The sequence below is a fragment of the Pseudomonas corrugata genome (assembly GCF_050920615.1).
GTDB classification, from domain to species: domain Bacteria; phylum Pseudomonadota; class Gammaproteobacteria; order Pseudomonadales; family Pseudomonadaceae; genus Aquipseudomonas; species Aquipseudomonas corrugata.
This window is the reverse complement of sequence record NZ_CP130434.1, coordinates 1,135,728-1,158,702: the sequence shown is the minus strand read 5'-3', so window position 1 is coordinate 1,158,702 and position 22,975 is coordinate 1,135,728. Positions and strand designations below refer to the sequence as shown.

The 22,975-nt window shown below is 58.7% G+C and carries 25 protein-coding genes and 1 other RNA gene; 17 read left to right on the top strand and 9 right to left on the bottom strand.

Features of this window, described 5'->3' with window-relative positions; genetic code table 11:
- Positions 1–45: 45 nt before the first annotated feature.
- Positions 46–612 carry a nucleotide exchange factor GrpE gene (grpE, locus tag QZH45_RS05085; protein ID WP_024779959.1) on the bottom strand — a complete coding sequence of 189 codons (567 nt, stop codon included), beginning with the start codon at positions 610–612 and terminating at the stop codon, positions 46–48.
- 240 nt (positions 613–852) lie between these two features.
- Between grpE and recN the strand changes: the two genes are divergently transcribed.
- Positions 853–2,526, top strand: coding sequence for a DNA repair protein RecN (recN, locus tag QZH45_RS05080; RefSeq protein WP_055135536.1), 1,674 nt, complete (start codon positions 853–855; stop codon positions 2,524–2,526).
- A gap of 67 nt (positions 2,527–2,593) precedes the next feature.
- Here recN and fur read toward each other — a convergent pair whose 3' ends face one another.
- Positions 2,594–2,998, bottom strand: coding sequence for a ferric iron uptake transcriptional regulator (gene fur, locus QZH45_RS05075; RefSeq protein ID WP_055135535.1), 405 nt, complete (start codon positions 2,996–2,998; stop codon positions 2,594–2,596).
- A gap of 97 nt (positions 2,999–3,095) precedes the next feature.
- Between fur and QZH45_RS05070 the strand changes: the two genes are divergently transcribed.
- On the top strand, positions 3,096–3,620 hold the full coding sequence (locus QZH45_RS05070; protein ID WP_432783636.1) for an outer membrane protein assembly factor BamE: 525 nt from the start codon (positions 3,096–3,098) through the stop codon (positions 3,618–3,620).
- Between the two features lie 59 nt (positions 3,621–3,679).
- Here QZH45_RS05070 and QZH45_RS05065 read toward each other — a convergent pair whose 3' ends face one another.
- From QZH45_RS05065 to QZH45_RS05055, 3 genes are read right to left on the bottom strand one after another with little or no spacing between them, the layout of a single operon-like run.
- On the bottom strand, positions 3,680–3,982 hold the full coding sequence (locus QZH45_RS05065; RefSeq protein ID WP_024779963.1) for an RnfH family protein: 303 nt from the start codon (positions 3,980–3,982) through the stop codon (positions 3,680–3,682).
- Positions 3,979–4,422, bottom strand: coding sequence for a type II toxin-antitoxin system RatA family toxin (locus tag QZH45_RS05060; RefSeq protein WP_024779964.1), 444 nt, complete (start codon positions 4,420–4,422; stop codon positions 3,979–3,981). Before QZH45_RS05060 ends, QZH45_RS05065 begins: the two co-directional genes overlap by 4 nt.
- A gap of 7 nt (positions 4,423–4,429) precedes the next feature.
- Complete coding sequence (locus QZH45_RS05055; RefSeq protein WP_055135543.1) at positions 4,430–5,833, bottom strand: sodium-dependent transporter; 1,404 nt, start codon at positions 5,831–5,833, stop codon at positions 4,430–4,432.
- 118 nt (positions 5,834–5,951) lie between these two features.
- Between QZH45_RS05055 and smpB the strand changes: the two genes are divergently transcribed.
- A complete protein-coding gene (smpB, locus tag QZH45_RS05050) occupies positions 5,952–6,434 on the top strand; it encodes an SsrA-binding protein SmpB (protein WP_024779966.1) in 483 nt (160 codons plus the stop codon).
- 128 nt (positions 6,435–6,562) lie between these two features.
- Here smpB and QZH45_RS05045 read toward each other — a convergent pair whose 3' ends face one another.
- The gene (locus QZH45_RS05045) at positions 6,563–7,330 is read right to left on the bottom strand and encodes an FCD domain-containing protein (protein ID WP_024779967.1); all 768 of its coding nucleotides are present in this window, start codon (positions 7,328–7,330) and stop codon (positions 6,563–6,565) included.
- Between the two features lie 263 nt (positions 7,331–7,593).
- Between QZH45_RS05045 and QZH45_RS05040 the strand changes: the two genes are divergently transcribed.
- The 8 genes from QZH45_RS05040 to QZH45_RS05005 all read left to right on the top strand — a co-directional run bounded on the left by QZH45_RS05040 (position 7,594) and on the right by QZH45_RS05005 (position 17,387).
- Positions 7,594–9,288 (top strand): lactate permease LctP family transporter, encoded by a 1,695-nt coding sequence (locus tag QZH45_RS05040; protein WP_024779968.1) that lies wholly within the window; start codon positions 7,594–7,596, stop codon positions 9,286–9,288.
- A gap of 150 nt (positions 9,289–9,438) precedes the next feature.
- Positions 9,439–10,263, top strand: coding sequence for a (Fe-S)-binding protein (locus QZH45_RS05035; RefSeq protein ID WP_053193004.1), 825 nt, complete (start codon positions 9,439–9,441; stop codon positions 10,261–10,263).
- Positions 10,260–11,717 (top strand): LutB/LldF family L-lactate oxidation iron-sulfur protein, encoded by a 1,458-nt coding sequence (locus QZH45_RS05030; RefSeq protein ID WP_024779970.1) that lies wholly within the window; start codon positions 10,260–10,262, stop codon positions 11,715–11,717. Before QZH45_RS05035 ends, QZH45_RS05030 begins: the two co-directional genes overlap by 4 nt.
- Positions 11,714–12,385: a LutC/YkgG family protein gene (locus QZH45_RS05025; protein WP_041025015.1), complete on the top strand. Its 672-nt coding sequence runs from the start codon at positions 11,714–11,716 to the stop codon at positions 12,383–12,385. The genes QZH45_RS05030 and QZH45_RS05025 overlap by 4 nt, the downstream gene beginning before the upstream one ends.
- Entirely contained in the window at positions 12,382–15,249 is a 2,868-nt protein-coding gene (locus QZH45_RS05020; protein WP_055135534.1) for an FAD-binding and (Fe-S)-binding domain-containing protein, read from the top strand. The genes QZH45_RS05025 and QZH45_RS05020 overlap by 4 nt, the downstream gene beginning before the upstream one ends.
- Positions 15,250–15,344: 95 nt before the next feature.
- Positions 15,345–15,626 (top strand): hypothetical protein, encoded by a 282-nt coding sequence (locus QZH45_RS05015; protein ID WP_055135533.1) that lies wholly within the window; start codon positions 15,345–15,347, stop codon positions 15,624–15,626.
- Between the two features lie 84 nt (positions 15,627–15,710).
- Positions 15,711–16,104, top strand: a transfer-messenger RNA (tmRNA) gene (gene ssrA, locus QZH45_RS05010).
- A 362-nt stretch (positions 16,105–16,466) separates the two neighbouring features.
- A complete protein-coding gene (locus QZH45_RS05005; RefSeq protein ID WP_069018454.1) occupies positions 16,467–17,387 on the top strand; it encodes a DNA-processing protein DprA in 921 nt (306 codons plus the stop codon).
- A 556-nt stretch (positions 17,388–17,943) separates the two neighbouring features.
- Here the strand turns inward: QZH45_RS05005 and QZH45_RS05000 are convergent.
- Positions 17,944–18,201 (bottom strand): hypothetical protein, encoded by a 258-nt coding sequence (locus tag QZH45_RS05000; RefSeq protein WP_237140469.1) that lies wholly within the window; start codon positions 18,199–18,201, stop codon positions 17,944–17,946.
- 153 nt (positions 18,202–18,354) lie between these two features.
- Between QZH45_RS05000 and QZH45_RS04995 the strand changes: the two genes are divergently transcribed.
- The 5 genes from QZH45_RS04995 to QZH45_RS04975 all read left to right on the top strand — a co-directional run bounded on the left by QZH45_RS04995 (position 18,355) and on the right by QZH45_RS04975 (position 20,823).
- Positions 18,355–18,723 carry a hypothetical protein gene (locus QZH45_RS04995; RefSeq protein WP_069018452.1) on the top strand — a complete coding sequence of 123 codons (369 nt, stop codon included), beginning with the start codon at positions 18,355–18,357 and terminating at the stop codon, positions 18,721–18,723.
- A 335-nt stretch (positions 18,724–19,058) separates the two neighbouring features.
- On the top strand, positions 19,059–19,394 hold the full coding sequence (locus tag QZH45_RS04990; RefSeq protein ID WP_081325358.1) for a helix-turn-helix domain-containing protein: 336 nt from the start codon (positions 19,059–19,061) through the stop codon (positions 19,392–19,394).
- A 47-nt stretch (positions 19,395–19,441) separates the two neighbouring features.
- Positions 19,442–19,651 (top strand): hypothetical protein, encoded by a 210-nt coding sequence (locus tag QZH45_RS04985; RefSeq protein ID WP_047698624.1) that lies wholly within the window; start codon positions 19,442–19,444, stop codon positions 19,649–19,651.
- Between the two features lie 87 nt (positions 19,652–19,738).
- Positions 19,739–20,116, top strand: coding sequence for a hypothetical protein (locus QZH45_RS04980; RefSeq protein WP_069018451.1), 378 nt, complete (start codon positions 19,739–19,741; stop codon positions 20,114–20,116).
- Positions 20,117–20,133: 17 nt separating this feature from the next.
- Positions 20,134–20,823, top strand: coding sequence for an SOS response-associated peptidase (locus QZH45_RS04975; RefSeq protein WP_069018450.1), 690 nt, complete (start codon positions 20,134–20,136; stop codon positions 20,821–20,823).
- Here QZH45_RS04975 and QZH45_RS04970 read toward each other — a convergent pair.
- Positions 20,801–21,304: a lysis system i-spanin subunit Rz gene (locus QZH45_RS04970; RefSeq protein ID WP_418323287.1), complete on the bottom strand. Its 504-nt coding sequence runs from the start codon at positions 21,302–21,304 to the stop codon at positions 20,801–20,803. The genes QZH45_RS04975 and QZH45_RS04970 overlap by 23 nt on opposite strands.
- Before the next feature lie 5 nt (positions 21,305–21,309).
- Positions 21,310–21,735, bottom strand: coding sequence for a cell wall hydrolase (locus tag QZH45_RS04965; protein ID WP_069018448.1), 426 nt, complete (start codon positions 21,733–21,735; stop codon positions 21,310–21,312).
- Positions 21,736–21,823: 88 nt separating this feature from the next.
- On the opposite strand from QZH45_RS04965, the gene QZH45_RS04960 reads away from it, so the two are divergent.
- Positions 21,824–22,963 carry an acyltransferase family protein gene (locus QZH45_RS04960; protein WP_069018447.1) on the top strand — a complete coding sequence of 380 codons (1,140 nt, stop codon included), beginning with the start codon at positions 21,824–21,826 and terminating at the stop codon, positions 22,961–22,963.
- The last annotated feature ends 12 nt before the right edge of the window (positions 22,964–22,975 follow it).

Sequence of the window (22,975 nt, the reverse complement as noted above, 5' to 3'; positions counted from 1 at the left end):
GCACTTAAACGCTTGACTTCTTAGATGGGGCCGCTGCGCCCGATTTCAAGCCTGCTCGTCAATAGAAGGTGAAACCGGTGCTGGCGCCTTGCTGACCACGACCATGGCCGGACGCAACAGACGACCATTGAGCAGGTAACCTTTCTGGAAAACCTTCAAAACGCTGTTCGGCTCGACGTCGGCACTTTCCTGCATCGCCATGGCCTGGTGGTGCTCGGCATTGAAGGGTTCACCGTGAGGATCGAGGGCTTCGAGCTGATAGCGCTTGAGGGTGTCCTGGAACATTTTCAACGTCAGCTCGATGCCTTCGCGCATCGGACGAATGTTCTCGTCGTCCGGATTGGACAGCTCCAGGCCGCGCTCCAGGCTGTCGATGATTGGCAGCAGGTCGCCGGCGAAGCGCTCCAGAGCGAATTTGTGAGCCTTTTCAACATCCTGCTCGGCGCGACGGCGGACGTTCTGCAGGTCGGCTGCTACACGCAACGCCTGATCCTGCGCACCGGCCAGTTGCTCCTCGAGCACTTGTACACGGGCCGCCAGATCACCACCCGAATCCTGGGAGGTCTGATTGGCCTCTTGGTTTTGCGTATCCTGCGTCTGTTCGTCAGCCATAGTTTTCTCCTCTCAACTTCGTCCGCGAGCTCGACTCGCGCTTCTGCCCCGTATATGGGGCCAGGTTTTCCAGCTTCAAGGGGCGTTCGACGAAATGACCTTACAGAAAGCAATTGCATACCTATTACCGACCGCGCTAAGAAACTCACTTGCCCAAGCAAATCGACCTAAGCGAGGGCATTGTCAGCCCGAAACAAAACACTGTATAAATAACCAGACCTAACGCCTGGGAGCGGCTTTATGCTGGTGCACCTGTCCGTACACAACTACGCCATCGTTGAACACCTCGACCTCGAGCTCGACCGAGGCATGAGCGTGATTACCGGTGAGACCGGTGCCGGCAAGTCGATCATGCTCGATGCCCTGGGCCTGACACTGGGTGATCGCGCCGACAGTGGCGTCGTACGTCCCGGAGCAGACAAGGCCGACATCCTGGCGACCTTCGACCTGGTCGACATCCCCGAAGCCAGCGCCTGGCTGGCCGAGCGCGACCTGGACACCGATGGCCTGTGCATCCTGCGCCGGGTCATCACCGCCGAAGGCCGCTCCCGAGGCTACATCAACGGCACTCCCTGCCCCCTGGGCGACCTGAAGGCCCTCGGGGAACTGCTGATCGACATCCACAGCCAGCATGAACACCAGTCCCTGCTCAAGACCGATACCCATCGTCGCCTGCTCGATGAATATGCTGGAGCCACCGACCTGGCCCGCCAGGTCCAACTGGCGGCTCAGCGCTGGCGCCAGACCCGGCAGGAGCTGGACCGGCTCTCCAACTCCGGCGACGAACAGCGTGCCCGTCACCAACTCTTGAGCTACCAGCTCGAAGAGCTGGAGAACCTGGCCCTGGGGGAAAACGAACTGGAGGAGCTGGAGCAGGAACACAAGAACCTGACCAACGCCGAAACCCTTCTGGGCATCTGCCGGCAAGTCGTCGAGCAATGCAGCGAAAGTGATTCGGGCAACGTACTCAATGCGCTGACGGCGAGCCTGAACCGACTCTCCAGCGTGAACAATTCCGTCGGCGCCCTGAGCGAGGCAACCAACCTGCTGACCAGCGCACAGATCCAGGTCGAAGAGGCCGTGGGGGAGCTCAACCGGTTCCTCGATCATTTCGACGCCGACCCGGCGCGCCTGCAATATCTGGAAGAGCGCCTGGACACTATCTATACCCTGGCCCGCAAACACCGCGTCCAGCCCACCGACGTCATCGAACTGCAGCAACGCCTGCTGGAAGAGCTGGAAACCCTGAATGCCAATGACGAATCCATCGAGCGCCTGGGAGACGAACTGGCCTCCTATGCTCGTCATTACCAGGAGAAGGCCAGGGAACTCAGCGAGCTGCGCCGCATGGCCGCAACCGGGCTGGCCAGCGCCGTGGAGCAGGAAATCCAGCGCCTGGGCATGCCGGGGGGACGCTTCACCATCGAACTGCGCCCCAACACAGGCGACGAACTTCAGCCCAACGGGCTGGAGCAGGTGGAACTGCTGGTCAGCGCCAACCCTGGGCAACCCCTCAAGGCGTTGGCAAAAGTCGCCTCCGGCGGCGAGTTGTCGCGAATCAGCCTGGCCATCCAGGTCATCACCGCGCAAACCTCACGCGTGCCGACCCTGGTATTCGACGAAGTGGATGTGGGGATTGGCGGGCCGACCGCGGAAATTGTCGGCCAGTTGCTGCGCAGGCTGGGGGAGCGTGGCCAGGTGCTGACGGTCACCCACCTGCCTCAGGTCGCCGCACAGGGGCATCAACATCTATTTGTCCATAAGGTGCGCGGCGAAGACGCCACCCGTACCGCGGTGTCCAAGCTCAGCAAGAGCGAGCGCGTTGAGGAAGTGGCAAGGATGCTGGGCGGGATCGATCTCACCAAGGAATCCCTGGCCCACGCGAAAAAAATGGTCGTCGCGGCGAAATCCTGAAGAAGCCCGGATAATCCCCCAAATGAAAGAAGGCGACCCTGAGGTCGCCTTCTTTCATTACCCACGCTTACTTTTTCTTGCGTACATGCAAGACGAGATGGTGATCGATCAGCTCGAAGCCATACTCTTCAGCAATCGCTTTTTGCAGCTTTTCGATTTCAGGACTGATGAATTCGATAACCTCACGGGTTTCCACATCCACCATATGGTCGTGGTGTTCCCCATCCGCCAATTCAAAGACCGCATGACCGCCATCAAAATTGTGGCGAGCCACGAGGCCGGCAGCCTCGAATTGGGTCAAAACACGGTAAACCGTGGCCAGACCGACGTCCTCGCCTGCTTCCATGAGGGCCTTGTAGACGTCTTCGGCACTCATGTGCCGCTGCTCGGCGGAGTCGAGCATTTGCAGAATCTTGACCCGTGGCAGTGTCACCTTGAGGCCGGCTTTGCGTAGTTCGCTATTTTCAACCATGGTCAGCTTTCTCGCGATGCTGCTTCGCAGCTACTCTTAATGCGGGTATGATCGGCGTTTACGTTGTCCCAGCCAAGATAGTGGAAGTCGCCCACCGATGCAAAACACCAAGCTCTTGCTAACCAGTTTCACCTTCGTGGGACTGCTCGCACTCGCCGGTTGTTCATTCCCCGGGGTTTACAAAATCGACATCCAGCAGGGCAATGTCGTGACGCAGGACATGATAGACCAGTTACGCCCGGGAATGACCCGCCGGCAAGTACGGTTTATCATGGGTAACCCCCTGCTGACCGACACGTTCCACGCCGATCGCTGGGATTATCTCTACAGCTTGCAGCTTGGCGGCGGTGAGCGCCAGCAGGAACGCATCAGCGTCATCTTCAACGCCAATGACCAACTCGTCAGCCTGTCAGGCGATTTCATGCCTGGCGTGAGTCGCGACGAGGCCATCCTGGGCAAGGACAGCGGCACGACGGTCACACCGGCCGAGAACGGCGAGAAGGCGAAACCGGAAAAACCGGTCAAGCCAGGTTCGTTGCTGGACCAGATCCAGAAGGATGTGGACAGCGTCGAAACCGTCCCCGTCCCGACGCCAGAACCGCTGGACACTACGCCGCAATAAACCGCGACATGAAAAAACCCGGCATGCCGGGTTTTTTATTGCCTGCAATCCAAGCCCGATTATTGATTCGGTTTACGGGCCTGAGCAGCCTTGGCCGCACGCAGGCGACGGATCTCCTTCGGATCCGCCAGCAACGGCCGGTAAATCTCAAGCCGGTCACCCGCCTGCACCGCCTGGCGTTCTGGATCGGCAATCACCTTGCCGAAAATCCCCACCGGACACGTGGCCAGATCGAGCTCCGGGAACGCCTCAGCGATGCCCGATGCAGCCAGCGCTGCACGAACCGTCGTGCCTTGCGACACTCTAAATGTCCGCAAGACCTGACGCTGGACCGTGGCGCACACCACTTCTATCTCGATCAACGCTTGAGCTCTGCGTTTTGCTTGGCGCGTTGGCAGAACGCGTCGACCAGGGTATTGGCCGCCTGATTGAACAACGGCCCCAACGTGGCCCGAACCAGCGGACCTGCGTAGTCGAACGACAGATCCAGGCTTATCTTGCAGGCCTTCTCACCTAACGGCTTGAACACCCAGACACCGTGGAGCTGGTTGAAAGGCCCTTCTTCCAGGTTCATTTCGATGGACTGACCCGGCACCAGGGTATTGCGCGTAACGAAATGCTGGCTCAACCCGCCCTTGGCGACATTGAGTCTGGCACGCATATGGGTCTCGGAGCTCTCGAGCACCTCGGTGGACGAGCACCAGGGCAGGAACTGCGGATAACTCGCCACATCGTTGACCAGGTCGTACAGCGCCTGCGCCGGATAAGGCAGCAAGGCCGAGCGTTGAATATGTGTCGTCATGTAAGCGTCACTTCCACAGCTGGGCGGCAAACACCACGAGGATGCCAATCGGGGCCACGTAGCGCATCAGGAACAGGCTCAAGGCAAACAATACAGGACTGCGCAGCGACAACTCATCGCGTACGGCTTCACGCCCCATGATCCAGCCTGCAAACACCACGAAACACAAACCACCCAGTGGCAGCATGATCCGTGATGTGAAGAAATCAATCACGCCGAAGAAATCCAGTCCTCCGGTTGCTCCCCATTGGTAGAGGCGGAACAGACCGTCTTCGTTCACGAAAAACTTCGCCTGCTTCCATATATTGAAGGAAAACACCGTCCCCAGGCCCACAAACCAGCAAGTGAAGGCCAACCAGAACGTCACCCAGCCGCGACGGATCCGCGTCCGCTCAACCAGGTAGGCCACCATGGGTTCCAACAGGGAAATTGCCGAACTCCAGGCCGCGATGGCGACCAGGACGAAAAATATCACACCCATCACCTGGCCGAACGCCATGTTGCCGAAGGCAAAGGGCAGGCTGACAAACATCAAGCCTGGGCCCTCACTGGGGTTAAGACCGGCAGCGAACACAATTGGAAACAACGCCATACCCGCCATCAGCGACACGAAGGTGTCCAGCAGCGCGACACCGACGACGGTCCTGGTGAGGGAGGCGTTCTTGGGCATGTAGGCGCCATAGATCATGATCGATCCGACCCCGACGCTCAGGGAGAAAAACGCATGCCCCATGGCCGGCAGCAAACCGTCCATGACCTTCTCCGGCTTGAAATCGAACATGAAGTGCAGGCCTTCCATGAAATGCCCGGTGGTCATGCTGTAGCCCAGCAGCACCAGGATCATCACGAACAACAGCGGCATCATGATCCGCAGGCTGCGCTCAAGCCCGGCGACCACACCCTTGGCAATCACCACCGCGGAAAGCAACATGAAGACCGTGTGCCAGAGCGTCAATCTCAAGGGGTCCGCGATCACACCACCGAAGTAGGCGCCCACCTGATCAGGTACCACGCCCTGAAAGTCGCCACGCCCCATGTCGATGATGTAGTCCAGCGACCAGCCACCGACCACGCTGTAGAACGACAGGATCAGCAGTGCCGTGATCATCCCGGCGAACGCTCCCCACGACCACTTGGGCGAGTGTCCCGCTTCCACCGCCAACACCTTCAAGGCATTGGCCGGGCTCTGCCGGGCACGACGACCGATCAGGGTCTCGGCCAGCATCACCGGCGCGCCGATGAGTGCGATGCACGCCAGGAACATCAATACGAAGGCACCGCCACCGTAGACGCCGACCATGTAGGGAAATTTCCAGATACTACCCAGTCCCACGGCCGAGCCGGTCGCAGCGAGTATGAAGACCCAGCGGCTAGCCCAACTGCCGTGGACAGAAACCTTGTCTGTCGACATCGTGATCACGCCCAAGCGTTCAAAAAAGAGGCCGCATTGTCCGGGATTCACTCAACGTGCTCAAGCATGCTGCTTCACCGTAGCCGACACGCACGCAACTGCCTATAATGCCGCCCCTATGGCTAAACAGAAGAAACACCCCACAGGGACCATCGCGCAAAATAAAAAGGCGCGACACGATTACTTCATCGAACAGCGTTTCGAGGCTGGCATGGTCCTGGCCGGCTGGGAAGTAAAGAGCCTGCGCGCAGGCAAGGCGCAACTGGTCGACAGCTACGTGCTGCTCAAGGATGGCGAAGCCTGGCTGCTGGGCAGCCACATCACGCCACTGACCACCGCCAGCACCCACGTGATTGCCGACCCGGTGCGCTCGCGCAAGCTGCTGCTCAACAAGCGTGAGCTGGAAAAACTCTTCGCTGCCGTGCAGCAGAAGGGCTACGCCTGTGTCTGCACATCGCTGTACTGGAGCAAGCACCTGATCAAGTGCGAGATCGCGCTGGGCAAGGGCAAGAAGGAATACGACAAGCGCGATACCGAGCGCGAGCGCGATGCCGGTCGCGAACTGCAGCGTGCTGTGCGCAACAAGGGCAAGGAAGAGTAAGCCCGCGCACAATCCAATGTGGGAGCGAGCCTGCTCGCGATAGCGGTGGGTCAGTCAACATCCAAATCGACTGACCGTACGCCATCGCGAGCAGGCTCGCTCCCACAGGGTTAGCGAAACCCGGCTGGCTACTTCCCCTTGCGCCGCTCCGCCCGCGCCACCCGCTGCACTTCCTGACGCACCTCCTCCAACACTTCCTGCACATACAGAATATGTCGGCTGGACACTTCCCGCGCCTGCTCGGCGTGGCCGTCCATGATTGCCTGGTACAGCTCCCGATGCTGGCTGATCAGCATGTCTCGGGTTTCGCTGCGCTGCTTGTACATGCCGCCGATGTTGGTCACCACATTGCGCTTGAGCAGGTCGAACAGCCCGCGGATGGTATGCAGCAAAACCGCGTTGTGACTGGCCTCGGCAATCGCCAGGTGGAACCGGGCATCCGCCGCGCCCTCTTCCGCGCGACTCACTTCATCGTGGCGGGCATAGCAATCCTGCAACTCATCGAACGCCGCCGTCAGCCGCTCGCGATCCACTTCCGTGGCCCGCAGCGCGGCGTAGTAGGCACAGGATGCCTCCAGCGTATGGCGAAACTCCAACAAGTCTCGCTGCGCCTCGGGGTTGCTTTCCAATAGCTGCAACAGCGGATCGCTGAACGTCGAGCCCAGCGATTCCACCACGTAGTTGCCACCGCCCTGACGGCTGACCAGCAGGCCCTTGGCCGTCAGTTTCTGGATCGCCTCGCGCAATGAGGGACGTGAAACGCCGAACTGTTCGGCCAGGGTCCGCTCGGCGGGCAGCCGCTCACCAGACTTCAGCGTGCCCTCAAGGATCATCCCTTCAAGTCGCTGGACAATATCGTCAGACAAACGGCGCTGACGAATCTGATCAAACCCCATAACTCGATTCTCCACGATCCCGGCAGCTCGCCGGGCTCTCTATTCTGGCCCATCCGGGCCCGGCCCACACCTACCAGAAGCCATTCAGACAAACAGATCAGAGGCGATCTGCGGCACTTATTCGACGAAAGTTTCAGGGCGGCAAATTGACACACGACAACCAAGGCTTTTACCCTAGCCGACAGCGCTTGTAAATTGGTCTTACCAATTAACCAAAATCGCTGACCAGTGCCTGACCAACAACAATTAGGGGCTCACCCACCATGCAAACCTGGCAACAGCTTTACAGCCCGCTCGGCAGTCTCGGCTTGTCCGCACTTGCGGCCGTTATTCCCATCGTATTTTTCTTCCTGGCCCTGGCGGTGTTCCGCCTCAAAGGGCATGTGGCGGGAAGCATTACCCTGGCCCTGGCGATTGCCGTGGCGATCTTCGCGTTCAACATGCCTGCAGACATGGCTTTCGCCGCTGCCGGCTACGGCTTTGCCTACGGTCTGTGGCCCATCGCCTGGATCATCGTCGCTGCCGTTTTCCTCTACAAACTGACGGTCAAGAGCGGCCAGTTCGAGGTCATCCGCAGCTCGGTGCTGTCGATTACCGATGACCAGCGCCTGCAAGTGCTGTTGATTGGTTTCTGCTTCGGCGCCTTTCTGGAAGGCGCCGCCGGCTTCGGTGCACCGGTGGCGATTACTGCCGCCTTGCTCGTGGGCCTGGGCTTCAATCCGCTGTATGCCGCCGGCCTGTGCCTGATCGCCAACACCGCGCCCGTGGCGTTCGGCGCCTTGGGCATTCCGATTATCGTGGCCGGCCAAGTGACCGGTATCGACGCCGTCAAGATCGGCGCCATGACCGGACGCCAGTTGCCATTGCTGTCGTTGTTCGTGCCGTTCTGGCTGGTGTTCATGATGGATGGCCTGCGCGGCGTGCGGGAAACCTGGCCGGCGGCGCTGGTGGCAGGCTTGAGCTTCGCCATCACCCAGTACTTCACCTCCAACTTCATCGGCCCGGAGCTGCCAGACATCACCTCGGCCCTGGCCAGCCTGATCTCGCTGACGCTGTTCCTGAAAGTCTGGCAGCCCAAACGCAGCGCAGGCGCGCAGATTGCCGGCGCCACTTCCGGCACAACAGTGACTGCCAGCGCCGGTGGTTTCGGCCAACCGCGCAGCACCGTGGCTTCGCCCTACAGCCTGGGCGAAATCATCAAGGCCTGGTCGCCCTTCCTGATCCTCACCGTGCTGGTCACGATCTGGACCTTGAAACCCTTCAAGGCAATGTTTGCCGCCGGCGGCTCGATGTACGCCTGGGTATTCAATTTCGCCATCCCGCACCTGGATCAGATGGTGATCAAGACCGCTCCTATCGTGGTCAACCCCACCGCCATTCCGGCCGTGTTCAAGCTTGATCCGATTTCCGCCACCGGCACGGCGATTTTCTTCTCCGCGCTGATCTCGATGCTGGTACTGAAGATCAAGCCAAAGACTGGTCTTACCACTTTCAAGGAAACCCTTTTCGAACTGCGCTGGCCGATCCTGTCGATCGGCATGGTGCTGGCGTTCGCCTTCGTCACCAACTACTCGGGCATGTCGTCGACCATGGCCCTGGTGCTGGCCGGCACGGGCGCGGCGTTTCCATTCTTCTCGCCTTTCCTGGGTTGGCTGGGGGTGTTCCTGACCGGTTCCGATACTTCGTCCAACGCGCTGTTCAGTTCGCTGCAAGCGACCACCGCACACCAGATCGGCGTCCACGACACGTTGCTGGTGGCGGCCAATACCAGTGGCGGCGTGACCGGCAAGATGATTTCGCCGCAATCGATCGCGGTGGCCTGCGCAGCCACCGGGCTGGTGGGTAAAGAGTCGGATCTGTTCCGTTTTACCCTGAAACACAGCCTATTCTTTGCAACGATCGTCGGCTTGATCACCTTGGCCCAGGCCTATTGGTTCACCGGCATGCTGGTGCACTGAGTCCTGCAAGTTGCCTGGAAAAAACCGACGCCGGAACACCTTCCGGCGTCCGCTATCGACAACCGGGTCTGCAAGGTTGCTGAAAGATTTGATCTCTATATTCAGCAGCCTCAGCGGACGGATAACCGGGACCACCCGGAGACACGCCTGATGAGCGAGCTTTTTTACAACGCCGTGCCGAACGCGACCCGTGTCGCCCCGCCATTGCCCGAGCCTCGGCAGTACCCCAGCGAAAAACCGCAACGGGTTTACCTGTTCGGCACCTGCGTGGTGGACCTGTTCTACCCGGAAGCCGGGATGGACGCGATCCATCTTCTGGAGCGCGAAGGAATCCGGGTGGAGTATCCGCAAGGGCAAACCTGTTGCGGGCAACCGGCGTACACCTCGGGCTATACCGAGCAGGCGCGGACGGTGGCGCGGGCACAACTGGCCTTGTTTGCCGAAGATTATCCGGTGGTGGTGCCCTCGGGCTCCTGCGCTGGCATGGTGCGAGAGCATTACGCCGACCTGTTCAAGGACGAGCCCGACACGCTCAAGCAGATTCAGGCCCTGGCTGCCCGGACCTTTGAGCTGGCCGAGTTCCTGTTGTTCGTCTGCAAGGTGCAGCTCCAGGACAGCGGCACACCGGTGAAGATTGCGCTGCACACGTCCTGCTCGGCACGGCGTGAAATGAATACCCACCTGCACGGCCGCGCACTGTTGGCGCAGCTGCGCAATGTGGAACGGGTCGAACACGGCCACGAAAGCGAATGCTGCGGCTTTGGTGGGACATTCAGCGTTCGCATGCCGGACATTTCCGGCGCGATGGTGGCCGACAAGACCCGGGCGTTGAAGGAGTCCGGCGCACACAAGGTCATCAGTGCCGACTGTGGCTGCCTGATGAACATCAACGGCGCACTGGAAAAACAGCAGGAGGCGCTGCGCGGCCAGCACTTGGCGAGTTTCCTCTGGCAGCGTACCGGAGGTGCCGCATGAGCACACCGACGCTGATTCCGGCCGTTGAGCTGCAGGAAGATTTTCGTGCCCGAGCCCACAAGGCCCTGGGCGACACGCAATTGCGAAACAACTTTCGCAGTGCGATGGATTCACTGATGACCAAGCGGGCAACGTCCTTCAGCGATGCCCACGAAAGAGAACACCTGCGGGTGCTGGGCAATGCCGTCCGCGCCCGTGCGTTATCGAAGCTGCCCGACCTGCTCGAGCGGCTTGAAAGCAACCTGACCCGCAACGGTGTGACTGTGCACTGGGCGGAAACGGTGGACGAGGCCAACGGCATCGTCCTCTCGATCATCCGCGCTCACGAGGCGCGGCAAGTGATCAAGGGCAAATCGATGGTCAGCGAAGAGATGGAGATGAACCATTTCCTCGAGGCTCGGGACATTGAATGTCTCGAATCCGACATGGGGGAATACATCGTCCAGCTCGACCACGAGAAGCCTTCACACATCATTATGCCGGCGATCCACAAGAATGCCGGTCAGGTCGCGTCCTTGTTCCACGACAAACTCGGCGTGGAGTACACCAAGGACGTTGACCAACTCATTCAGATCGGTCGCAAGGTATTGCGGCAGAAATTCTTCGAAGCCGACATCGGCGTGTCGGGCGTCAATTTCGCCGTCGCCGAAACCGGCACCCTGCTGCTGGTGGAAAACGAAGGCAACGGGCGGATGTCCACCACCGTGCCACCGGTGCACATCGCCGTGACCGGCATCGAAAAAGTGGTGGAGAACCTGCGTGATGTCGTGCCGCTGCTCTCGCTGCTGACCCGCTCGGCCCTGGGTCAACCGATCACCACCTACGTCAACATGATCTCCGGCCCGCGCAAGGCCGACGAACTGGACGGTCCCCAGCAAGTGCACCTGGTGCTGCTGGACAACGGTCGCAGCCAGGCGTTTGCCGACAGCGAACTGCGCCAGACCCTGAACTGCATCCGCTGCGGCGCCTGCATGAATCATTGCCCGGTCTACACCCGAATCGGCGGTCATGCCTACGGCGAAGTCTACCCGGGCCCTATCGGAAAAATCATCACGCCGCACATGGTCGGCCTCGCCAAAGTGCCAGATCACCCGAGCGCGTCCTCACTGTGTGGCGCCTGCGGTGAAGTGTGTCCGGTGAAGATCCCGATCCCCGCCCTGCTGCGGCGCCTGCGGGAAGAAAACGTCAAGGCCCCGGACAGTCCGAATCAAGTGATGCGCGGCCAAGGCAGCAAATACTCGCCCAAGGAACGCTTCATCTGGAATGCCTGGGCCCGGCTCAACAGTTCACCGCGGCTGTATCGGCTGTTCGGCTTTCTCGCCACGCGCCTGCGCGCCCTGACGCCAAGCAACGTCGGCCCCTGGACCCAAAACCACAGCGCCCCCAAACCCGCCGCCCGCTCGCTGCACGACCTGGCCCGCGAACACCTGAAAGCCCAGGGAGACCGCCGATGAGCGCCAGGGACAACATCCTCGCCAAGCTGCGAAAAAGCCTGACCGGCACCACCCCGGTTGCCGACCACTTCGACGTCGATCTGGTCACGCAAACCTATCGCTACGCGCCCGAAGAGCGCATCCCGCAGTTGCGCAAACTGATGGAAGCGGTGCACACCGAAATCCACCTGACGTCCGGCGAAGGCTGGACGACGCTGCTGGCGCAGTTGCTGCGCGACCGGCAGTTGCCGAGCCTGCTTATCGCCCCAACCACCGCTCATGGGAAAAAAATCACACAGTTCTGGGCGAATAATCCTGACCTGCCGCCTCTCAAGGCCTACGACCGGCCGGTCGAGGAATGGAAAGCCGAACTGTTCAACGACACCCCCGCCAGCCTGACCGGAACCCTTGGCGCCATCGCCGCGACGGGCAGCCTGATTCTGTGGCCGACGCGAGAAGAACCGCGGCTGATGAGCCTGGTGCCACCGGTGCATTTCGCCCTGCTCAAGGCCAGCGAGATCCGCGATAACTTCTATGAAGTGCAGCAGGAATTCGAATGGGCCCAGGGCATGCCCACCAATGCCCTGCTGGTGTCAGGCCCATCGAAAACCGCCGACATTGAACAAGTCCTGGCCTATGGCGCCCATGGTCCCAAGGATCTGGTGGTATTGATTCTGGAGGACCAATGAGCCTTCCAGCCCCCTTCCTGCATGACGTACAGCAACTGATCCCACAAAAGCGCCGTTTCGACGATCCCGTGTCGACCCTGGCCTTCGGCACCGACGCCAGTTTCTACCGGCTGATTCCAAAGCTGGTGATACGAGTCGAAAGCGAAGACGAAGTGGTCGCCCTATTGAAGCTGGCCCAGCGCGACCATGTTCCCGTCACCTTCCGCGCGGCCGGCACCAGCCTGTCGGGCCAAGCCATCAGCGACTCGGTGCTGATTGTGTTGGGGGATAACTGGAACGGCCGCGAGATTCGCCAACAGGGCACGCAGATCCGTCTGCAGCCGGGCGTGATCGGTGCCCAGGCCAATGCCTGGCTGGCACCGTTCGGACGCAAGATCGGCCCGGATCCTGCATCGATCAACGCCTGCAAGATCGGCGGCATCGTCGCCAACAACGCCAGTGGCATGTGCTGCGGCACGGCGCAGAATACCTATCACACCTTGGCCGGTATCCGCCTGGTACTGGCCGATGGCACCCGCCTCGACACCGAAGACGACACCAGCGTCGCAGCGTTCAGAGCCAGTCACGGCGCACTGCTGGAGCGGCTGGCGTCTCTCGGACGCGAGACCCGCGCCAATACTGAACTGGCCGCCCGAATTCGCCACAAATACCGTCTGAAAAATACCACCGGCTTGTCACTCAACGCCCTGGTGGATTTCGACGAGCCTGTGGATATCCTGAGCCACTTGCTGGTGGGGTCCGAAGGCACTCTCGGCTTCATCAGCGCGGTGACCTACAACACCGTGATCGACCACCCGAACAAGGCCTCGGCGCTGATCGTATTCCCCGACGTGGAAACCTGCTGCAACGCCGTCACCGTGCTGAAAAGCCAACCGGTATCGGCCGTAGAGCTGCTGGACCGTCGCAGCCTGCGCTCCGTTCAGGACAAGCCAGGCATGCCGGATTTCGTACAACATCTGTCGCTGAACGCCTGCGCCCTGCTGATCGAATCCCGCGCCGCGTCTTCGTCTTTGCTGCAAGAACAACTGGCGCAGATCATGGCCTCCCTGGCCGGCTTCCCGGTGGAAAAGCAGGTCGACTTTACCGAAGACCCAAAGGAAAACGCCCAACTCTGGGCCATCCGTAAGGACACCTTTCCGGCGGTAGGCGCAGTGCGCAAAACCGGGACCACGGTCATCATCGAAGACGTGACCTTCCCGTTAGAACAGCTGGCGACGGGTGTGAACCGCCTGATCGAACTGTTCGACAAACACCACTACGACGAAGCAATCCTTTTCGGACACGCGCTGGAAGGCAATCTGCACTTTGTCTTCACCCAAGGCTTCAACAACCCTGAAGAAGTCGCACGCTACCAGGCGTTCATGGATGACGTAGCGCAGTTGGTCGCGGTGGAATTCGGCGGTTCGCTGAAAGCCGAGCACGGCACCGGACGCAACATGGCGCCCTTCGTCGAGCTGGAATGGGGCAGCGACGCCTACCAGTTGATGTGGCAGCTCAAGCGCCTGCTCGATCCCAACGGCATCCTCAACCCGGATGTGGTGCTCAGCGAAGACCCACAGATCCACCTCAAGCACCTCAAACCATTGCCGGCCGCCGACGAAATCGTCGACAAGTGCATCGAGTGCGGTTTCTGCGAACCGGTGTGCCCGTCCAAGGACCTGACCTTGAGCCCGCGCCAGCGCATTGTGATCTGGCGCGACATCCAGGCGAAAAAGCGCGCGGGCATCGACACTTCCGAACTGGAAACGGCCTATCAATATCAGGGCATCGACACCTGCGCCGCCACCGGACTGTGCGCGCAACGCTGCCCGGTAGGCATCAATACCGGCGACCTGGTGAAAAAGCTCCGCGGCCGTACCGCAACCCGTACGAAAACCGCCGACTGGCTCGCGAGCAACTTCGCCATGGCCCTGCAAGGAGCGCGCTTTACCCTGCACGTTGCCAACGGCGCGCGCATGCTGCTGGGGGCACCACGGCTGGGGCGCTGGTCAACCGGGCTGAACCGATTGTCGAAAGGCCAGGTGCCGCAATGGACCCCCGCCATGCCACAGCCGGAAAGCCCCATCCGCTTCAGCCCGGCCGTGTCGGACCAACGCCCGAGAGTGGTGTACCTAGCGGCCTGTGTATCGCGGGTCATGGGCCCTGCGGCGGGAGACAAAGAGCAGGTTTCGCTGTACGAAAAAACCCGACAGTTGCTGGAAAAAGCCGGTTACCAGGTCGTCTTTCCCGACAACGTGGACAGCCTTTGCTGCGGCCAGCCCTTCGCCTCAAAAGGTTATGCCGAACAAGCCGAGCACAAACGCCAGGAACTGATCGGCGCCCTGCTGCACGCCAGCCGCGGCGGCCTCGATCCTATCTACTGCGACACCAGCCCATGCACATTGCGGCTAGTCCAGGACCTCGGCGATGTACGCCTGGACCTGTACGACCCCGTGCGCTTCATCCGCACGCATCTGATGGAGCGTCTGGAATTCAGCCCCCAGGAGGAGCCGATTGCCGTGCATGTCACGTGCAGCACCCAGCACCTTGGCGAGAGCCAGGCGCTGATCGACCTGGCGCGCAAATGCAGCAAACACGTGGTCATCCCTGAGGGCATCCACTGCTGCGGTTTCGCCGGCGACAAGGGCTTTACCACGCCGGAACTCAACGCCCACTCGCTGCGCACCCTCAAGGACGCGGTTCAATACTGCACCGAGGGCATCTCCACCAGCCGCACCTGTGAGATTGGTCTGACGCAACACGGTGAAATCGACTACCACGGCCTGGTGTACCTGGTAGACCGCGTCACCCGGGCCAAACCCGCCAGCGGTGAAGGCTCTTCTGCAGGGCTCGACGAAAAATCGAATTCCTGCGCTTCACTGTAGTCACTTGAATAGGCCCGGCTCTGTCGGGCCCTACGACAACGACTCGGCCTGACCGTGACCGGCAGCACCGAGACCACACGTTCAAGGAGATACACATGAAGCACACCGCATTTGCTGGCTTGTTCATTTCCGCTGCACTGTTGGCCTCTCCGGTGTTTGCAGCCGACCTCTGCGAGACCAATCTGACCAAGATCCGAAATGACATGGTCAGCACGAAGCAACTGAGCGAAGATTTGAAAACTGACCTGAACATGGACGTCGCCAAAGCCGAGGAGGCTCACCAGAAAGGTACCGAGGAAGGCACCAAGGATTGCATTGCAATCACCACCCAGGCCTTGCAGAAGCTGCAGAACAACGCCAAAGGCGATCCTCAGTAACATCGCCCCCGGGTTGGCCTCAGCCAAGTATTGGCGTACACTGCACATGCCTGTCACTCAACAGCTTCACCGAGTGACAGGTTCGGGGCCGTTTAGGATTCGACGCCGGTTGCGAAACTTTAGGTGCATGCCGAGTTGGTAACAGAACTCGTAAATCCACTGTTGCAACTTCCTATAGTTGCCAATGACGAAACCTACGGGGAATACGCTCTCGCTGCGTAAGCAGCCTTAGCCCTTCCCTTCTGGTACCTTCGGGTCCAGCAATCATCAGGGGATGTCTGTAAACCCAAAGTGATTGTCATATAGAACAGAATCGCCGTGCAGTACGTTGTGGACGAAGCGGCTAAAACTTACACAACTCGCCCAAAGCACCCTGCCCGTCGGGTCGCTGAGGGTTAACTTAATAGACACGGCTACGCATGTAGTACCGACAGCGGAGTACTGGCGGACGGGGGTTCAAATCCCCCCGGCTCCACCATATAAGCTATACAAATCAGGCACTTAGCGCTTATCGCAAGTGCCTTTTTTGTGCCTGAATGGTTGGTTTTGGCTCGGTTATGCCAGCTTTATGACAGCAGTCGTATGTCACGAGCCGACGATAATCATGAGGAACATTTCCGTGAGGCGAGGTCGATTGCGTCCTTGCATCCGATGAAACATTTGCGAGCCTTCCTACCCTAATGGATTAGGGTCATATCGTGATGACGACTGACTCCCCTTTGGCGTACAGTGCGCCATCAGTAACGGAAAACACGCCAGCCCCAACCCGTCGAAGACGTCGTTGGCTACTCATGGAATAGGCGAGGCAATGCACTGATGCACACAGCGATAGAAACTCAAATGATGAATTTTAATGCAGCGGGCATGAAGCTCTTCAAGTCCAGGCCGATCGTGCCTTTGGAAGAGATCTGCGCGTATGAATCGCTATGGCTCAACCAAGGCGCTTGGTTTGCAAACCTTGCGGATTTGTTCCGAGTGAACCCCGGCGCGATCCCTAGCGACCTGGTCGATGAGAGAAATGCGTCCACTGCCCATTGCAGGCTCATGGCCGAAATCGGACCAGAGTTCATGTCAAAGGTAGGCGTTAGGGTTCATGGGGCGGGCGAATATCCAACCAAGTTAAGAGATGCTGATCATCCTATCGAGCTTCTCTATTATCAGGGGAACTGGGAACTGGTCGATACAAAATCGGTTGCGATCGTTGGTACCCGAGCCCCCTCTGAGGAAGGGGAATTCAACGCAGGACTAATCGCCCACAAACTGGTAAAAAGCGGATTTACCGTGGTATCCGGACTTGCTAAAGGGATCGATTCGGCGGCTCACAATGCCGCACTGCATGCTGGAGGCAATACCATTGCCGTAATCGGCACCCCTTTAGACCAGTACTACCCTAAAGAAAACAGAGAGTTACAGGAGCGAATTGCTCGCGATCATCTGGTCATTTCTCAGGTACCTTTTTTGCGGTACCGAGACCAGAATTTCAAAACGAATCGACTTTTTTTCCCTGCACGGAACGTCACAATGTCCGCCCTCACTAGCGCGACGATAATCGTTGAGGCAGGAAACACGTCCGGTACTCTGGTGCAAGCTCGCGCAGCTCTTGCTCAAAAACGAAAATTGTTCATCCTTGATAGCTGCTTTCGAAAAGAAGATCTCACATGGCCAGCCCGATTTGAAAAGATGGGGGCTGTTCGCGTAAGGAACGTAACCGACATCATTGGAATGCTCACGGATGACGAGATTGACCAAGCTGGACAATGACGAATATCGATGGCTGGCAGACGAAGATGAATGTTATCACTACGGCGAGTACACCTCTAAAGGAGGATTTCGCGCAAGTGATACCAACCAACAGATTTGGAATTTAAAAACCAAGCCGACTGCCGCAAAGGGTGCTCTATATTACAAAGGGAAGGCGGTCGAGTATTGGGGCAACGTGCTAGTCGATTGTTTAGAGCTGGAATATGTAAACCAGTTCTGCACTCTAGTTCCTATGCCCTGTTCGAAACCAAGCACTCATGCTGACTATGATGATCGGATGCTACGGGTTCTGCGAAGTTTGGCGAGGCGTAAACCGACATTAGATATAAGACCTCTAATAATACAAACCGAGACTCGAGAGAGTCAGCACTTAGGCGCTAGGCTGACGCCAGCTGAATTACGAGAGACGCTCGCGATTGATCGTAGCCTACTCACCCCCCCCATCAAGCCACATGTGTTGGTCTTCGATGATGTCATCACAATGGGATCATCATATAGTGCTATACAAGGGCTCTTGCGCGAAATCCCTCAAGTGCAAACTGTCATGGGTGTGTTTCTAGCCAAAACTGTGTGGGATCGTAGCGAACTTGATGACGTTCTCGACGCTTTGTAGCAATTGACTCAGTGACGACCGAGTTTGAGCGTGTGCTTTGGCGCCCATTGCCCAGGTCGGAGGCTTCGGCGTGGTCGTCGCGTAGTAGCGGGTCGCGCCGCGGGCGATGCCGGGCTCGGCGCCGGAGATCACCAGATCCGCCGCCCGCTGGGCCTGGGCGAACTGATTCGGCGGGTTCCGCATGTCCGAAAGGGTAGTCAATGTGGTTAACCACTCAGCGCTTAAGTTATACAAGTTCTTTGGTGGTTGCTACGCTCAAACGCAGGTACGGCCCCAGTTCATCCAATCGAACCGACGCTCGCTGCGCAGCAAGAGTGGGCCGTACCTTCCCATTAAGCGTGAAAGCGTGCGCCCATGACCAAACCACTTGTTCAACCTCGAATACTTAGGCTTTATCAAGCGCCGACTTATCTGGGCATGTGCCGGGACGTGTTCAACAAGACCGTACGGCCCAACGTCCAGGAGTTCCCGATAGGAAAGCAGGGTATCGGCTTCGATCGCCTGGAGCTAGACGCCTGGGCGGATGCGTACATTGCCGCCAACGCTATCGAAAAACATCCGTCGATCCGCTCACCAACACAACAGTCGGGGTCCGCTGCACAGCCAATCCCGCGAGCACAGCCCCGAGCGGCCACTAGGAAAGCGGCTCACGCTCACGCAACCAAGGAAGAATTTGAAAGATTGATAGAGACGATCTTGGGCAAACGAAAACGGAAGCTCTAATCAGGATCTAAGCATACGTTGCTGGGGAGGTTGCCTGTGGACGATGAGTGTGAGGTCGTATATGTAGCAGGCCTAGGCAAAATGCTCGGCCGAACCGAGGCCTCGATAAGAGAAGGAATTCGCCGCGGCGTCGATTGGCTACCGAGAGGTTTCAAGATGGGCACCAGACATTGCTGGCTCAAGGATGATGTACGGGAATTTCTACGCGCATACCGGGATGGCGAGAACAAGTTGCCGAAGGCAGGCCGGAAGCGCAACCCACCGTCAGGCATCAGTCGCCTACCGTTGAGTTGACGGGCTATTTCACATATGAAATCTAGGCCGTAGATGGCTGGATGAACCGGAATCAAAATATAATGACGCTCATATCGATTACGCAGGCTGCAATTCTGCTAGGGATCGGCCGCACCACCGCCTATCGCCTTGCAAAGGAAGGCCGTATACCCTGTGTGCGTAGCTTCGGACCTTTGAGAGTCCACGCGGAAAAACTTCAAGCATTGATTGACGCAGAGGCTGAGGCCAGCGTTACACCCATTCTAAATTTCTACAGCACCGAAGCGGCGCGCAGCGCTACTGGTCAACCAAGAATCGGAATATCGAATTCACCCACCCATATCTCACGTGAGCTTGACCGGCTCCTCCAGCCACCCCCAAAACACCGGTGCCGGTAGTCGGCAGTCCCAACGGCGACGCTATTCCTACGAAGTAGGAGACAATAATGCACAACCTCGATTTGCTCCCCCAACTGCTTTCCAAGATCAACGAAAACCAGCTTGCGCTCGAGGCTGCCATCATGGAGCTGTCCAACTGGGTCGCTCTCAACGGCTCGGCCGTGGTCGCTGCCAATGTGCACGGCGCCCTAGATACACTCGTTCAGAATGATGAGTTCATCAAAATGGCCTTGGCGGTAATAAGCTCTCCAGACTGACAGTACGCTGCTCGTCGGCGAGTCCTCGCCGGTTTCCTAGCGCCTCGATTACTGTATATCCAAACAGTAAAGCTTGAGGCGTTACCCGTGGATCCGCTAGATATTGAAGACACCGGCGATTGGTTGGGCTGCCCTACTCCTCTGGAGATGTACAGGCACTCCTGTCTCATGCTGGAGAACGAAGTGCAGGAGCTGACCACCCAGCTTCGCAAGGCCCGCCAGGACATCTTCGGCTTGATAGAAATGCATGCGGCCGAGGTAAAAGAGTGCGCCCGGCTTCGGGCTGAGCTGGCAAAAATTAGGCGGAAACTGAGCGATCAATACCGGGAAAATACGGAACTCTCTAACAGCACTCGGTCGGAACTCTTGGGCCAGGACGCCTTAATAGCTGAATTATACAAGCGGCTTAAGGTCTTTGAAGGTGATCGCCTTCCGGATGTGCGAACAGGGAAGAATCGATCCTGACCAGCCCCGGAGAACTTATGTGCGGACGTCTCTCGCAGTATACCGGCATCCATGATTTCGCGGCCGTGTTGAGCATGCCCAACGCCATGGTCAACACGGTGAGCGATCAACTGGAGCGGTACAACGCAGCGCCTTCGCAGCAACTCGCCCTCTTCCATCAGGAGGGCGGCAGCTTACACGCTGACCTGGTGCGTTGGGGCTGGCGGCCTTACTGGGCCAAAGACCGTGCCGCCCCGATCAATGCCCGGGTTGAGAAAGTCGCCCATGGCCCCTTCTACCGATCGATCTGGCCGAACCGAGCCATCACCCCGATAGACAACTGGTTCGAGTGGGTCGATGAAGGCGGCCCGAAGAAACAGCCCTACCTGATCCGCCGGCGGGACCGGGCGCCGATCTTCTGCGCAGCCATCGGCCAATTCCCCACAGCAGGCCGGGAGCCGAAGGAACACGATGGCTTCGTCATCATCACCGCCGACAGCCAGGGCGGCTTGATCGATGTCCACGACCGGCGGCCCGTGGTCCTGAATCCGGAGCTTGCTAGAGAATGGCTGGACCCGGCTACGCCAACGGAGCGCGCCGAACAGATGGTCCTCCACCAGGGCGAGCCGGCCGAGGCCTTCGAGTGGTTTAAGGTAGACCAGGCAGTTGGCAACACTCGCAACGAGGGGCCTGAGCTGATCCGCCCTATTGCTGATTTAATCCCCTGACATACGCCTGGCACGCCTTCAGCGCGATCAGCCCCCGGTCGCCGTCGTCGGTGATGGCGACAATTCTTTGAGCATGCGCTGGGTCAAGTTGGGCTCTTGCTCCTCCATGAACCACGCCGCCGGCGCCGGCGGTGGCAGGCACTGCGCTGCAACTGGCTGGATCCTCGAGGAGGACTGACAGCCGCAAATCAGAAGTGGCAAGGCGATCGCGCAGACGAGCCTGATTAGTTTGAGCATCGCTCAGCTCCTTGTAGTGGGTTTGTTCGCTGGCTGAAAGCCGCTGCTCGAGTGCGACGCGTTTGCCCTGCTCGGCCCGGGCCTGGGTGGCGGCTGCGTTGCTGATGGCGGTGAGGTCATCCTTGTGCAGACCGGCCTGCTCCGCTAATTGCTTCCCGTAACGCCAGTCCTGGACCTTCCACGCTGCACCGAATGCCAGCAGCACAGCCACCAGCAAGCCGATTGCCCAGGCCTTCACGACCACGGGGTTCACGGCACGTCCTTGAAGAACAGGTGATTGCCCAGGCGCAGGGTCTGGGTTGCCTTGGCAGCCCAAGCCGGAGCCTTGGGCATGGTCGTGGCGTAGTAGTGGGTCGCGCCCTTGGTCAGGTCCGGCTCTGCGCCGGAGATAACCAGGTCCGCCGCCCGCTGGGCCTGGGCGAACTGCTTCGGCGGGATCGGCTTCGCGCCGCTCAGGCAGGGATAGTTCGGGTCGTTCTTGTTCCAGCAGCTGAACTGGTACGGCGCTTGGCAAACACCGGCGTAGCCTTCGCCCCACCAGGACTTCGCCCGGCCATCTTCCACCCGGTTGCGGATGGCCCAGGCCACAGCGATCTGGCCGGCCAGCCCTTCGCCGCGGGCCTCGCCCCACAGCGTGCGGGCCAGGATGTCGCGGTCTTTTTCGGATACGGTCATGAACAATTTCTCCAGACATAAAAAAGCCCGCGGTTGGCGGGCGTCGGTGCTGCACGTATGATGTATCGGGAATGACACAATTAATGAAATGGAAGTCTTAACTTTGTCTCGAATCACTCCTGATCAATCACGGCAACTTGACTCTATTCGAGCACTGTCAGCATTCGTGGTGCTCCTGGGACACACAAACCAGACAATGCTTTTGCCGACGCTAAAGTCAGGATCAACATTTGTTGGGTTCTTCACTCAGCTATCCGTAATGGTCTTCTTCGTGCTTAGCGGTTTCCTGATCGGGAAATCAGTCTGCAACAACATCACAAAAAACAATGAGTTCAGCATTGCGCAATACGCTAGAGACCGGGCGCTGCGGCTTTATCCACCGCTGATCGCGGCAATCGTTTTGATGGTACTTCTGGCAGCACTGGCCCCTTTATTATTTCCTTCTGGAACTCAGCAGTTCATATCCATCCCTGGCGCAACATTCGTTCGCACTGAGTTCGCGGTTATCGCCAAACAGTTGTTCGCCGCGCTGGCGTTCCTGAATGAATTCAAAACCAGCACACCGTCCGCCAACGGCCCGCTTTGGAGCTTGTCGCTTGAGGCCTGGTACTACGTTGTCGCGGCAGCACTATTCGCGTGGCCTTCTCGCAAGCTGGTGTCCATCGCGCTGCTGGTGACGACCGTTCTTGTCACACGAAAAAATCAGCTGTTCTTTATGCTCGCGCCGATATGGTTTGCAGGATTTGGCCTCGCATTTTTTCATCAGCGCAGACCTGAAATGGATAACCGCCTATTCGGGGTGCTATTTGCGATATTGACCGTAGCAACTTTGGCAGCCGTTGTCCTGGTTCTGTTTGCCGATCCGCTTGGAAAAGGCATATGGCTTGATCGAATGAATCATTTCCGGCTGGTTTCGGGATTATGGTTCGCTTGCTTTATGGCACTGATCATGGGAGGTGGCGCAAGATTTCCGACGATATTCCATAGTCACGCCTGCTATTCGTACACGCTATATGTAATCCACTTCCCTGTTATGCTGTTTATTCTCGGCGCGGTTCAGACCATGATATATGGCTCTGTATCGCTTTCACTGCTCGCAAGCATGGCCGCAATTTGCATGTCAGTTGCTTTAGCAAAAGCAATTGCCAGCTACGCCGAGAACAAACAGCTAAGTCGCTCAATTGCTTCAAGAGTTTTTGGAGTTGTGAGAACCAGGCTAGCGAAGTGAATATGCTCGGAT